The sequence below is a fragment of the Merdimmobilis hominis genome (assembly GCF_900104615.1).
GTDB classification, from domain to species: domain Bacteria; phylum Bacillota; class Clostridia; order Oscillospirales; family Ruminococcaceae; genus Merdimmobilis; species Merdimmobilis hominis.
In genome coordinates this window covers 1088435-1101401 of sequence record NZ_LT629939.1, presented here as the reverse complement: position 1 = coordinate 1101401, position 12967 = coordinate 1088435, and the positions used below count along the sequence as shown (strand labels likewise).

Here is a 12967-nt window from a genome sequence, read left to right as displayed (position 1 = left end):
TATTTTCGTTCCGGCGGCAGCCGGAAAACCGTTCTGAACTGAGGAAAGCTACCCAACGATAGGAGGAACTGCTGTGTCGTTTATCCAGCTGAAGAATATCGACGTCGCCTACGACGGAAAAAAGAAGATTCTCAACAACCTGTGCCTGGACATTGAGGAGGGCAAACTCATCTCCCTTTTGGGGCCCTCCGGCTGCGGAAAAACAACCACCCTGCGGGTGATCGCCGGTTTTATTGAACCCAATGGGGGTTCCTTCCTCCTCAATGGCAAGGACTTCACCAAGGTTCCCATCCACAAGCGGAATTTCGGCATCGTGTTCCAAAGCTATGCCCTGTTCCCCCATCTGACGGTAGAGGAAAACGTGGCGTTCGGCCTGAAGATGCGAAAAATGCCCCAGCAGGAGATCGCCCCTAAGGTGCAGGAGATCCTCGCCACCGTGGACCTGGCGGACTTGGGCAAGCGGTATCCCCGGGAACTTTCCGGCGGCCAGCGCCAGCGGGTGGCCTTGGCCCGTGCCCTGGTGGTTCAGCCGGAGCTGCTGCTCCTGGACGAGCCCCTCTCCAATTTGGACGCCAAGCTCCGCCTGAAAATGCGGGTGGAGATTCGGGAGCTTCAGCAGAAGCTGAAGATCACCACTGTCTTTGTCACCCACGACCAGGAGGAGTGTTTCTCCATCTCCGATAAAGTGGCGGTGATGAACGGCGGCATCATTGAACAGTACGACACCCCGGAAAATATCTACGCCCACCCGGCCACCGAGTTCGTGGCACGGTTTGTGGGGTTTGAGAATTTCTTCCCCTTGGAAAAGCGGGAGGACGGCTACTACTGCGGGGACACCCGGTTTGAGATTGGCCATCTGCCGGAGCGGGAGATGGATGCCCCCAAGGGGACCATCCGGCCCGACGACATCGTTCTTTTGGAGGACGGCGCCCAAGAGGAGAACAATGTGATTGAGGGTACGGTGACAGTCCGCACCTATCTGGGCAAGAGTTACCAGTACAAGGTTGCCACCCCCTTTGGCGACCTGGTGGCCAACGGCTCCAACACCCGCACCCATGAGGCGGGGGAGAGGGTCCGCCTCTATCTGCCTCCCCAAAAGCTGGTAGTGGTGTAACCAACGATGATTCGCCTGATTTTGCGCTCTGGTTCTGCTACCATGGGGGACAAGCCCCCGCCCCAAACAGCTCGCTGCACAGGTTGCTGTGTTCGATAGAAACAAAAATACCAAAAGACAATGTAGGAGGAAACAAGTATGAAGAAGTTTAAGGCTATGGTAGCCCTTCTGCTCTGCGCCAGCATGCTGGCTGCTTGCAGCAATGGCGGAAATTCCAGCAGTTCTTCGTCCCAGGGGGCGGATGACGCTTCCGGGGAGAAGCCCGTCCTGGTGGTCTCCAACTTCGCCCTGGCCGATGACCGGATCAAGGACACCGTCATCAAGCCCTTTGAGGAGAAGTACAACTGCACCGTGGTTTATGAGGGCGGCACCAACGGTGAGCGCCTGACCAAGCTGAAAAACGACCCCAACACCGATGTGGACGTCATCTACCTGGCTCAGCAGTACGCCCAGCAGGGTGTGGACGCCGGCCTGTTTGAAGAGATCGACTACTCCCGCATCCCCAACGCGGAATACCTGCTGGAAAAAGCGGACTTCCTGAAGGAATCCAAACAGGGCCCCGCAGTCACCATGAACCGCCTGGGCATTATCTACAACCCGGAGAAGGCCGGTGAGATCACCTCCTTTGCCGACATCTGGAAAGAAGAGTACCGCGACCAGGTGGCCATCCCCGACATCTCCACCACCTTTGGCCCCGCTATGGTCACCGTGGCTTCCAACTACGCCGGCGTGGACTATGCCACCGATGGCGGCGAAGCCGCTTTCAAAGCTTTGGAGGAGCTGAAGCCCAACATCGTCAAGACCTATTCCAAATCCTCCGACCTGAAGAACATGTTCTCCTCTGGTGAGATCTCGGTGGCTTTGGCCGCTGAGTTCGCCTACAACACCATGGGCGATTCCAACACCAACCTGGTGTTCATCGATCCCACCGAGGGCGCTTACCTGAACTTCAACACCGTGAACATCGTCAAGAACTCCGACCAGAAAGACCTGGCTTATGAGTTCATCAACTATGTCCTCTCGGAGGAGAACCAGCTGGATGCCGCACTGAACGTCCCCGAATCCGCGGTCAACACCCAGGTGGAGATCCCCGAGGAAGCCGCTAAAAAGCTGACCACTGTGGAAACTGCCAACCAGTCCAACATCGTGGATTTCAGCGTGGTCAACCCCCTGCTTGAGAACTGGGTCGACATGTGGAACAAGACCCTGAACCAGTAATCGATATCCCCCTAAAAGGGCTTGCCGCCATCGGCAGGCCCTTTTTTAAAAGACAGACATTGTGGAAAAGGAGAGGACACCATGTTTCGCAAGATGCGCAGAATCCGCCAGGAGCTCCCTTTGGACAGGGTGGAAGAAGTCCTTCACCGGGGCACCAACGGGGTGCTGGCAGTGCAGGGGGACGACGGCTATCCCTACGCCGTGCCCTTGAGCTATGTGTACCACAACAGCAAACTCTATTTCCATTCGGCCAAGGCGGGCCACAAGGTGGACGCCATCCGGCGGCAACCCAAGGTCTCCTTTGCCGTGGTGGATGAGGACACGGTGGTCAGCGCCGAATACACCACCTATTTCCGCAGTGTCATCGCCTTTGGCCGGGCTTTTGTGGTGGAGGATGCCGCAGAGAGGCGGGATGCCTTTCTGGCCCTCACCGCCAAATACTCTGCCGACCAGCCTCGGGAGAAGCAGGAGGCGGAGGTGGGGGGATGTACCCAAGCCATCCTCATCGGCGTTGAGATCGACCACATGACCGGCAAAGAGGCCATCGAATACGTCAAGGCCAGCCAAACCAAATAAAACCCATTGGCGGAAAGGAAAGACACCATGGCACAGTACTTGCTCAAAAATGCGGCGATCCTCACCATGGACGCCGATTTTACCCTCTATGAGGACGGTTACCTGGCGGTGGAGGGCAACTCCATCCAGGAGATCGGCCCCACCGCTCAGCTGGAGGAATCCCGATTTGCCGGGTACACCGTCCTGGACTGCCGGGGCAAGATCATCACCCCCGGCATGATCAACACCCACAGCCACCTGTCGATGATGGTGTTCCGCAGCTTGGCGGACGATGTGCCCGACCGGTTGAAACGGTACCTCTTCCCCTTGGAACGCACCGCCATGACCCGGGAAATGGCGGTAGCCGGGGCCAATTACGCCTTTGCCGAACTGCTGCTGGGTGGGGTGACCACCGTTTACGACGCCTATTATTTTGAAGATGACATCGCCCGGGAGGCAGAGAAGGCGGGCATCCGGGGGGTGCTGTCCGAGACGGTGCTTTGCAACCCCTCTCCCAGCGCCAAGGAGCCCTATGGCGGCATCCCCTATACCCGGGAGTTCGTCAAGAAGTGGAAAGGCCATCCCCGCATCACCCCGGCGGTGAACTGCCACGCCATCTACACCAACGACACCGCCCATCTCCAGGAATGCCACCGCATCGCCCGGGAAAACAGCATCATCTTCTGCATGCATGTGGCTGAAATGGGCTATGAGCAGGCGGACTGCCTGCGGGATCATGGCATGACCCCTGTCGCGTATTTGGACAGCATCGGGGTGCTGGACAACCGGTTTTTGGCCGCCCACTCCATCAATTTAGAGGAAAACGACCTGGATATCTATGAGAAGCGGGGGGTCAAAGTGTCCTACAACGCCGGCTCCAACGCCAAAGGGGCCAAAGGGGTGGCCCCCATCAAAAAGATGCGGGAGCGGGGGATCACCGTCAGCCTGGGCACCGACGGCCCTATGAGCGGCAACACCATCGACATCCTCACCCAGCTGCCCTTGGTGGGCAAGGTGCAGAAGCTGTTCAACCACGACCGCAGCCTCTTTCCAGCCAAGGAGATCTTTGAGATGGCCACCATCGGCGGGGCCAAGGCCCTGGGACTTGACGGGATCACCGGCTCCCTGGAGGTGGGCAAGCGGGCGGATCTTGTCATCTTTGAGACCGACAGCGTCAACATGAACCCTATCTACGACTACTACTCGGTCATCGTTTACAGCGCCAACCCCTCCAATGTGGAGTCGGTATTTGTGGACGGGGAATTGGTGGTGGAGAATAGGAGGCTCCTCACCATCGATCTGAAGGAGGCCCGCAGCCGGATGCTGGCCTATCGGGATGAGATCGCCGCCATCGCCCGGGAGTTGGACAAAGCCGTCCTCTGATCCAACTGGGTTGATAAGAAAAACAGCCTTGTCTTTGGAAAAGACAAGGCTGTTTTTTTGAGGGGGCGCCGTTAGCCCAACAGCTCCTCCAAAATGTCGTAGAAGAAGGCGACATTGTTGTGGAACGCCTCCAAGGTGACATACTCGTCGTAGACATGGGCCTGGCTGGACTCGCCGGGGCCGTAGATGAGCATGGGGGTGTCGCAGACGGTGTTGAGGATGGAGCCATCGGTGCAGGCCACTTTACCTTCGATGGTGGTGGAAAGGCCCATCTTCCGGTTCAGCTCCACCGCTTTCTGGATCAGGGGGTGGTCGTCGGGGGTGGAGATGAGCAGCCGGTTGTTGAGGATCTCCACCCACAGATTGGCATCCGAGTGTTCCGCCTTGACCTTTGCGATGGAGTCGTCGATCAATTGGAGTACGTCGTTGTGGTCATAGCCGGGCACACAGCGGAAATCGATGGAGGCATAGGCGCTGTCCGGCACGATATTGGGCTCCATGCCGCCGTGGAACACCCCGATGTTCATGGTGGTCTTGCCTAAAGTGGGGTGGATGCTCTGGGGGTTGAACCCGGCTTTGATGTGGAACAAGGCCTCCATCAGATATTGGATGGCATTGACCCCGGTTTCCGGCACCGACCCGTGGGCGGTGACCCCTGCCGAGTGGATTTTTACCCAAAGCAGGCCCTTCTCCGCCGAGACGACCGCCGAGCCGGTGGGCTCGGCGATGATGGAGGCGTCAAAGGCGCTCATGTCGTGGTCCTTGACAAAAGCGCGGGCGCCGCAGCCGTCTACTTCCTCGCCGCAGGTGGCCAAAAAGACCACGTCCCCTTTGAGGGGCTTTCCGCTTTGGGCGTGGAGTTTTAGGGCGGCGGCCAAAGCCAGCAGGCCGGCTTTCATGTCGCCGGTGCCCCGGCCATACATGGTGCCGTCCACAATCTGTGCCCCGAAGGGATCATACTTCCAGTTGGCCCGTTCCCCCACAGGGACTACATCCAGGTGGCCGTTGAGGAGGATGGCCTTCTTCTCCCCAGTGCCTTTGAGGGTGGCGATCAAGTTCTTACGGTTCTCGCCGATCTCCTGGAAAGAGAGTTCCAGGTTGGGGCAATCCCCCAGGTATTGGGCCAGCAGGTCGGCGCAGGGGGCCTCATCTCCTGGAGGGGCAATGCTGGGGATTTGGATCAGCTGCTGCAAGAGGAGAACCAATTGGTCGCGGTCATAGGATGGACACATGGTAAAGGCTCCTTTCTATTTTTAGGTGCGGCATTGCCGCTTGGGTGCAGGAAAGGAATGGGGGAGGCTGATCATATAGGCCCGCCCAGGCAGAGGGGAAAACTGCCCATCCCAGGCGGTCAACTGTCTTTATTATAGCATTTCCAGGTGGAAAAAACAGCAAAAGCCATTCTTTTTGCGAGGATTTGTGGTACAATAGCCACAGGCGAAGCCTGTGGCATTCGAAGAATTGCTTACAGGGCAAAGCCCTTTGCGGCAGAGCCGCACCGCAATTCTTAAAGCTTGTGCAGATTTTATGCTACAAGAGCCGCAAAGCGATCATTGGGGAAGAAATCCCTCTCGGGCCCGTATAGGAGCAATGCCTTTTTGAGGGGCCGCCCTTCCTGTGGCAACGCCGCAACACAATTTTGGGGCGCATTGCTTGGAGAATTTTCCAAGTGGCCCGCGTCCTGCGGGCTATCTGCAATCCCTCGCGTTTTATCCGCCCTGGGCGGAACAAAGAATACATTCGGGCATGTCCCCGTGGAGGAAACAATGAAATTATTGGTGATTGATTCCAACAGCGTACTCAACCGGGCCTTTTACGGCATCAAGCTTTTGACGACCAAAGATGGCCAGTACACCAACGGCATCTATGGCTTTTTGAATATACTTTTAAAGATTATCGACGAGGTGCAGCCAGATGCCATCGCCTGTGCTTTTGATGTCAAGCACCCCACCTTCCGCCATGAGATGTACGACGGCTACAAAGCCCAGCGCAAGGGGATGCCGGAGGAGCTGGCCCAACAGCTGCCAGTGCTCAAAGAACTGCTTACCGATTTGGGCTACCCCATTGTGGAGCTGCCCGGCTTTGAGGCGGACGACATCCTGGGCACCCTCTCCCGGGTGTGTGTAGAGCAGGGGCAGGAATGTGTCCTCGCCACTGGGGACCGGGACAGCCTCCAGCTGGTCAGCGACCAGGTGGCGGTGCGCCTAGCTGCCACCAAGATGGGCCGCCCCGAATCCACCCTCTACGACCCCGCCGCCATCCGGGAAAAATATGGAGTGGAGCCCTTACAGCTCATCGAGGTCAAAGCTTTGATGGGGGACAGCAGCGACAACATCCCCGGCGTGGCCGGCATCGGGGAGAAGACGGCCTTGGACCTCATCTCCCGGTTTGGCAGTGTAGATGCCATCTATGAGAATTTGGACACCATTGACGTCAAACCCGGCGTCCGCAAAAAGCTCCAAGAGGGCAAAGAGATGGCCTACCTGAGCCGCAAACTGGCAGAAATCGACCGCCACGCCCCCATTGACTGCAATTTGGAGGATTACCGTCTCAAAGAGCGGGATGTCCAAGCGGCCTACACCCTCCTCTCCAAATTGGAGATGCACACGATGATTGAGAAATTGGGCCTCCACGGAACGGTAGAATCGGCGGCCCCCGCAGTGAACAAGCCGGATGAAAAGCCCCAGATCACCCCTCATATCTCCCCCAAAGAGGGCCAGCTGACCCGCCTTTTGGGGGAGGAGCGGCTCTTTGCCCTCTTCGCCTTTGAGGGGGATGAAATCACCGCCCTGTGCCTGGCCGGCCAGGAGGAGATGGCCCTTCTCTCCCGGGAAGACAAGCCCTTTGCCTCGGTTTTGGGCCGGGTTTTGGCCTTCCCTGGAAAACTGGTGACCACCGAATCCAAAAAGCTTCATCGCTATGGGTATTATCACGATATCAATATACAAAACGTAGATTTTGATGTGGAGTTGGCGGGGTATTTGTTAAGCCCTACCTCCACCGAATACACCATCCGCCGGCTGGCGGACGAATACCAGGTGGCCCCCTTCTCCTGCACCGAACTGCCGGAGGAATGGCAGGCTTTGGGGGGCGACGGCCTCCGGCTCATCCCCCTGTGGGAACGGCTCTCCGCCCAGATTGTGGAGCATGGGCAGGATTCCCTGCTGCGGGATATTGAAATCCCCCTGGCCCAGGTGCTGGCGGACATGGAGTGCATCGGGGTGGAGCTGGATGTCCCCGGCCTCATCGCCTTTGGCCAGGGCCTTGACGTGGACATCGCCCGGCTGCAGGCCAGCATCTACGCCCATGCAGGGGAGGAGTTCAACATCAACTCCACCAAGCAGCTGGGGGCTATCCTCTTTGACAAGCTGGGGCTGCCCACCCGCAAAAAGACCAAAAGCGGCTATTCCACCAATGCCGACGTGCTGGAGTCCCTGCGGGGCAAACACCCCATCATTGAAGATATTCTGGAATACCGCAAGCTGACCAAACTGAAATCCACCTATGTGGACGGCCTTTTGAAGGTGGTGGGGGAGGACGGCCGGATTCACACCAGTTTCCAGCAGACCGAGACCCGGACCGGCCGCATCAGCTCCATTGAGCCCAATATGCAGAATATCCCGGTCCGCACCGAAATCGGCAGCAACCTGCGCAAGTTCTTCCGGGCGGGTGACGGCGAGATGCTGGTGGACGCCGACTATTCCCAGATCGAGCTGCGGGTGCTGGCCCACATCGCCCAAGATAAAAACATGATCGACGCCTTCCTACACGGGGCGGACATCCACACCGCCACCGCCAGCCAGGTGTTCAACCTGCCCCCCCTCTACGTCACCCCGCTGATGCGTTCCCGGGCCAAAGCGGTCAACTTCGGCATTGTCTACGGCATTGGGGCTTTCTCCCTCTCCCAGGACATCGGGGTTTCGGTGGCTGAGGCCGACAAATACATCAAAGACTACCTGCGCACCTATTCCGGTGTGAAGCAGTATATGGAGGACACCATTGCCTTTGGCAAAGAACACGGCTATGTCCAGACCCTCTTTGGCCGCCGCCGCTACCTGCCGGAACTCACCGCCAGCAACCACAACCTCAAAGCCTTTGGGGAGCGGGTGGCGATGAACACCCCCATCCAAGGGACTGCCGCCGACATCATCAAAATCGCCATGGTGCGGGTCCACCGCCGCCTGGCCGCTGAGGGGATGAAATCCCGGTTGGTGCTGCAGATCCACGACGAACTGATTGTGGAATCGCCGGTGGAGGAGAATGAAAAGGCCGCTGCCATCCTCCGGGAGGAAATGGAGGGCGCCGTCCAGCTGTCCGTGCCCATGTCGGTGGAGGCCAAGGTGGGCAAAACCTGGTTTGAAGCCAAATAGCGGGGAGGCCCTGCGGGGCCTCCCATCACCGATCCACACAAGAAAGGGGAATCTGCATGGTATACAAAACCTGTGGCGACACCATCGCCGTCCGTCTGGAAAAGGGGGAGGAGATCGTCTCCTCCATCCGCGCCATCTGTGAGAAAGAAGGGGTCAAAGCCGGCACCATCCAGGGCCTTGGCGCCGCTGATCACAGTGTGGTGGGGATCTTCGATTTCACCAAAAACGCTTATGTTTCCAACACCTTTGACCAGGATATGGAGATCACCGCCCTCATCGGCAACGTCTCCACCAAAGACGGGGAGCTCTATTTACATATCCACGCCACCTTGGGGGATGACAAGGGCCTGGCCCATGGCGGCCACCTCAACGAGGCGGTGGTCAGCGCCACCTGCGAGCTGTTCATCCGCAAGCTGGACATGGTGATCGAGCGCAAAGCCGATCCCAAAACCGGCATCAATCTGATGGTGTTCTAATGGAGGGGCTGAACATCCTGCCCATGGGGGAGGAGCACATCAAGGCCATCGCCGCCCTGGAGCGGGAGTGCTTCTCCACCCCTTGGAGCGAAGGGACCCTTCGGGCCCAGCTGGGGCGGCCATCGTCGGTGTTTTTCGCCGCCTGCCTGGATGGGGAGGTGGTTGGTTACCTGGGGATGGAGCGGGTGCTGGACGAGGGCTACATCGACAATGTGGCCGTCTTCCCCGCCCACCGGCGCAAAGGGGTGGCATCCGCTCTGCTGGGCGCCTTAATCGCCTATGGGGAGAAAGAGGGCATGGCCTTCCTCACCCTGGAGGTCCGGCCCTCCAACCAGGGGGCCAGGGCTCTCTATGAGGCCCACGGGTTCCAGCAGGTGGGGGAGCGGAAAAACTTCTATCAAAACCCTGTGGAGAACGCCCTGCTGCTGACCCGGTATTTGGACGAATAAAAAGGAGGCAGATGAACCGTTGAAGATATTAGCCATTGAAAGCTCCTGCGACGAAACCGCCGCCGCCGTGGTGGAGGATGGCCGGAAGGTCCTCTCTTCCGCGGTCAATTCCCAGGTGGAGGAGCACCGCAAATACGGCGGGGTCGTGCCGGAGATCGCCAGCCGGCGCCACACCGAAAACATCGTCGGCATTGTGGATGAGGCCCTCCGGGAGGCGGGCTGCAATCTGGAAGATGTGGACGCGGTGGCGGTCACCGCCGCACCCGGCCTCATCGGGGCGCTGCTGGTGGGTGTCAACTACGCCAAGGGCCTTGCCCTGGCGGCGGGGAAGCCCCTCATCCCGGTGCACCACATCCGGGGACACATCGCCGCCAACTATCTGGCCCACCCGGACTTGAAACCGCCCTTCCTCTGCCTGGTGGCCTCCGGCGGGCACAGCCACATCATTGAGGTGAAATCCTACACCGAATTTTCGGTCATCGGCAAGACGAGGGATGACGCCGCCGGCGAAGCTTTCGACAAGGCCGCCCGGGCCATGGGGTACCCCTATCCCGGCGGGGTGTTCGTGGACAAGGCCGCCCAGAAAGGGGACCCAGCCAAATATCCCCTGCCCCATCCCAAAGTGGAGGGCAGCCCCTATGACTTCAGCTTTTCCGGCCTAAAAACTGCGGTGATCAACCTGATTCACAACGCCGCCCAAAAGGGGCAGGAGGTGGACACCGACTCCCTCTGCGCCTCCTTCCAAAAGACGGTGGCGGAGATATTGACCGGCCGCCTGATGCTGGCTGCTGATACCTACGGCTACCGCACCATCGTGGTGGCCGGGGGCGTCTCGGCCAACAGCGGCCTTCGCTCCATGCTGGAAAACGCCTGTCAGGAACAGGGATATCAACTGTATATGCCGCCCCTGAATTTGTGTGGCGACAACGCCGCCATGATCGGCTCCCAAGCCTACTATGAATACCTGGACGGGCAGATTGCCGGACTGTCCCTCAACGGGACGGCCAGCATGCCCATTGACCAACCCCTGGTGTAGAAAGGAGGAAGGAACTGTGCGAATCGAACGGATTGAAAAGCCCAACATCTGGGCACCTATCGTGGGTATGGTGATGGTGGCCGCTGGCTGCGCCGCTTTTGTCCTGAGTGTGATTTCCGCCATGATTATCGTCAACCGCGGCCGCTAAAGCGGCCCGAAGATAGAAGGAGATGTTTTGGATGGGCCTGACCCCTGCCGTAAAAAAGTACCTGACCGACAACCGCCCCCGGATGATTGATGAAATCGTCACCCTGGGCAAAATCCCTGCCCCCTCCAACCACGAGGAAAAACGCGCCCAGTGGTGCAAAGAATACCTGGAATCCTTTGGCGCAAAAGGGGTGTATATCGACAGCGCCCTCAATGTGGTGTACCCGTACCACGCCGAAGGCTGCGATGAGCTGGTGGCCTTTTTAGGCCACACCGATGTGGTGTTCCCCGACACCGACGAACTGCCGGTCCGCATCGAAGGGGATACCATCTACGGCCCTGGCATCGGCGACGACACCGCCAATGCCGTCGCGGTGATGGAGATGGCCCGGATGGTCACCGAGATGAACCTCACCCCCAAGACGGGCATCCTCTTTGTCCTCAACACCGGGGAGGAGGGCTTGGGCAACCTGAAAGGGGTGTGTCAGGTCATGGAGGATTACAAGGGCCGGGTTTCCCGGCTGTTCGCCATCGACGGCAACTACCGCAAGGTGGTGAACGACGCGGTGGGTTCCAAACGGTACCGCATTGAACTCAAAACGGAGGGCGGCCACTCCTACGGGGATTTTGGCAACCGCAACGCCATCTATTACATGAGCCAGATGATCTCCACCTTCTACGCCATGAAGGTGCCCGACCTGGGCAAGACCACCTACAACGTGGGGCTGATCCAGGGGGGCACCTCGGTGAATACCATCGCCCAGAGCTGCGAGATGTATTATGAGTACCGCTCCGACAAGCGGGAGGCCCTGGAAATTATGGATCGCCTGTTTGAAAACTGTATCGCCACCTACCGCAGCATGGGGGTGGAGGTGGATGTGGAACTGGTGGGCAACCGGCCCTGCAAAGGGGATGTGGACAATTCCCACCTGGTGGAGCTGGTCCGCAGCGCCGCCAAGGAGCATGGGCTGGAAATGACCACCTGCTCCGGCTCCACCGACTGCAACATCCCCTTGTCCCAAGGGGTGCCGGCGGTCTGCTTCGGGGTGTATCTGGGCGAAGGCGCCCACACTCGCGGGGAGCACATCTCCATCTCCTCCCTGGATGTGGGCATGGAAATTTTTGCCCAGGTGGTTCTTTCCCACTTTGAATAATCGGGCTAACAAAAAAAGCGCCGGCATTGCCGGCGCTTTTTTATTAGGTGACCTGCTCCCGAAAGGCGGCACCCTCCAGCTGGAGAAGGAGACGCTTGGTGCTGGGCCCCTCCCCGGCGCTGTACTGCCCCAGAGCCCCATCTGCTCGGATTACCCGGTGGCAGGGCAGGATCAGCGGCAGGGGGTTGTTTCCCACAGCGGTACCCACTGCCTGGACGCCTTCGGTGCCACAGCGTTTGGCCAGCTCTCCATAGGAGACTGTCTCCCCATAGGGGATGCGGCCCAGCTCCTCCCAAACCCGGCGGGCAAAGGGGGAGCCATACAGCTGGTAAGGCAGATCAAATCCCTTCTGTTTGCCCTTGAGGTAAGCGGCCAGCTGGATGACAAACCGGTCCATCAGGTCGGTGCGCCGCTCTTCCAACTCCTCCCCGAGAAATTGCCGGGCGAGATATGGGTCTTTGACAAGGTCCGCGTCCTGGGGGGAGAGGATGAGCCGAATCAGGGCTTCCCCGGCTTGGACTAAGGTGATAGTGCCCAAACGGGATTGCAGAGAATAGTAATAAAGCATAGGCGGTCAGCCTCCTTACACTGGAAAGTATTGGGTTTTATAGTCCTATTCTACAGGCAGGTGCTGCGGGTTTGCCCGGATGGGGCTTTTGGATGATGCCCCAGGGCTTGAAATGGAGAGTTTCCCCAGCAGATCCCTCTCCCCCTAAAAACTGCCTCGGACCCATTGTAGCACAGGCAGGGGAGGAAAGGCCAGGAAATTATAGCAATTCGATGAAAATTTGGCGACAATTTTTGAAATATTTTATTCCACAAATCACCACCGATATGTTATAATGAATGCGAGACAATGACTGCTTGGCCGGGGGATTGACAAAACCGGGGATAGAGCCATTTTCTCAATCCTTTTTTTGGAGGGAAATTCCCTTTTGGGGATGTTCTTCCGCGCCGCGGGGAAAACTAGTTCCAGCGGCTAAAATGGAAAAAGCAAGACAACATACCAGTGCGCTGTCCTCAAAAAGAGCGCTGCGCCTTCTCCCCGCCGGTTCCTGCGGCGGG

Annotated in this window: 12 protein-coding genes; 10 read left to right on the top strand and 2 right to left on the bottom strand. The window is 58.5% G+C overall.

Going from position 1 to position 12967, the window contains the following annotated elements; all coding sequences use genetic code 11:
- The first annotated feature begins 73 nt into the window (after nucleotides 1-73).
- The 4 genes from BQ5353_RS05305 to BQ5353_RS05290 all read left to right on the top strand — a co-directional run bounded on the left by BQ5353_RS05305 (nucleotide 74) and on the right by BQ5353_RS05290 (nucleotide 4270).
- On the top strand, nucleotides 74-1114 hold the full coding sequence (locus tag BQ5353_RS05305; protein WP_071427442.1) for an ABC transporter ATP-binding protein: 1041 nt from the start codon (nucleotides 74-76) through the stop codon (nucleotides 1112-1114).
- A gap of 138 nt (nucleotides 1115-1252) precedes the next feature.
- Nucleotides 1253-2332, top strand: a complete 1080-nt coding sequence (locus BQ5353_RS05300) for an ABC transporter substrate-binding protein (protein ID WP_054332053.1) — start codon at nucleotides 1253-1255, stop codon at nucleotides 2330-2332.
- An 81-nt stretch (nucleotides 2333-2413) separates the two neighbouring features.
- Nucleotides 2414-2908, top strand: coding sequence for a pyridoxamine 5'-phosphate oxidase family protein (locus tag BQ5353_RS05295; RefSeq protein ID WP_054332052.1), 495 nt, complete (start codon nucleotides 2414-2416; stop codon nucleotides 2906-2908).
- 27 nt (nucleotides 2909-2935) lie between these two features.
- Complete coding sequence (locus tag BQ5353_RS05290; protein WP_054332051.1) at nucleotides 2936-4270, top strand: amidohydrolase; 1335 nt, start codon at nucleotides 2936-2938, stop codon at nucleotides 4268-4270.
- Nucleotides 4271-4341: 71 nt separating this feature from the next.
- Here the strand turns inward: BQ5353_RS05290 and BQ5353_RS05285 are convergent, their stop codons facing one another.
- The gene (locus tag BQ5353_RS05285; protein ID WP_071427441.1) at nucleotides 4342-5502 is read right to left on the bottom strand and encodes a M20 family metallopeptidase; all 1161 of its coding nucleotides are present in this window, start codon (nucleotides 5500-5502) and stop codon (nucleotides 4342-4344) included.
- Nucleotides 5503-6036: 534 nt separating this feature from the next.
- Here BQ5353_RS05285 and polA point away from each other — a divergent pair.
- The 6 genes from polA to BQ5353_RS05260 are packed head-to-tail and all read left to right on the top strand — an operon-like array spanning nucleotide 6037 to nucleotide 11902.
- The gene (gene polA, locus BQ5353_RS05280; RefSeq protein WP_071427440.1) at nucleotides 6037-8640 is read left to right on the top strand and encodes a DNA polymerase I; all 2604 of its coding nucleotides are present in this window, start codon (nucleotides 6037-6039) and stop codon (nucleotides 8638-8640) included.
- Between the two features lie 56 nt (nucleotides 8641-8696).
- Nucleotides 8697-9116, top strand: coding sequence for a PPC domain-containing DNA-binding protein (locus BQ5353_RS05275; protein WP_054332048.1), 420 nt, complete (start codon nucleotides 8697-8699; stop codon nucleotides 9114-9116).
- The gene (gene rimI / locus BQ5353_RS05270; protein WP_054332047.1) at nucleotides 9116-9565 is read left to right on the top strand and encodes a ribosomal protein S18-alanine N-acetyltransferase; all 450 of its coding nucleotides are present in this window, start codon (nucleotides 9116-9118) and stop codon (nucleotides 9563-9565) included. Before BQ5353_RS05275 ends, rimI begins: the two co-directional genes overlap by 1 nt.
- 19 nt (nucleotides 9566-9584) lie before the next feature.
- Complete coding sequence (gene tsaD / locus BQ5353_RS05265; protein ID WP_054332046.1) at nucleotides 9585-10601, top strand: tRNA (adenosine(37)-N6)-threonylcarbamoyltransferase complex transferase subunit TsaD; 1017 nt, start codon at nucleotides 9585-9587, stop codon at nucleotides 10599-10601.
- A 16-nt stretch (nucleotides 10602-10617) separates the two neighbouring features.
- Nucleotides 10618-10749 carry a hypothetical protein gene (locus BQ5353_RS13385; RefSeq protein ID WP_267888275.1) on the top strand — a complete coding sequence of 44 codons (132 nt, stop codon included), beginning with the start codon at nucleotides 10618-10620 and terminating at the stop codon, nucleotides 10747-10749.
- A 31-nt stretch (nucleotides 10750-10780) separates the two neighbouring features.
- Nucleotides 10781-11902, top strand: coding sequence for a M20/M25/M40 family metallo-hydrolase (locus tag BQ5353_RS05260; protein ID WP_054332045.1), 1122 nt, complete (start codon nucleotides 10781-10783; stop codon nucleotides 11900-11902).
- Nucleotides 11903-11945: 43 nt separating this feature from the next.
- Here BQ5353_RS05260 and BQ5353_RS05255 read toward each other — a convergent pair whose 3' ends face one another.
- Nucleotides 11946-12470: a methylated-DNA--[protein]-cysteine S-methyltransferase gene (locus BQ5353_RS05255; protein WP_071427439.1), complete on the bottom strand. Its 525-nt coding sequence runs from the start codon at nucleotides 12468-12470 to the stop codon at nucleotides 11946-11948.
- Between the last annotated feature and the right edge of the window lie 497 nt (nucleotides 12471-12967).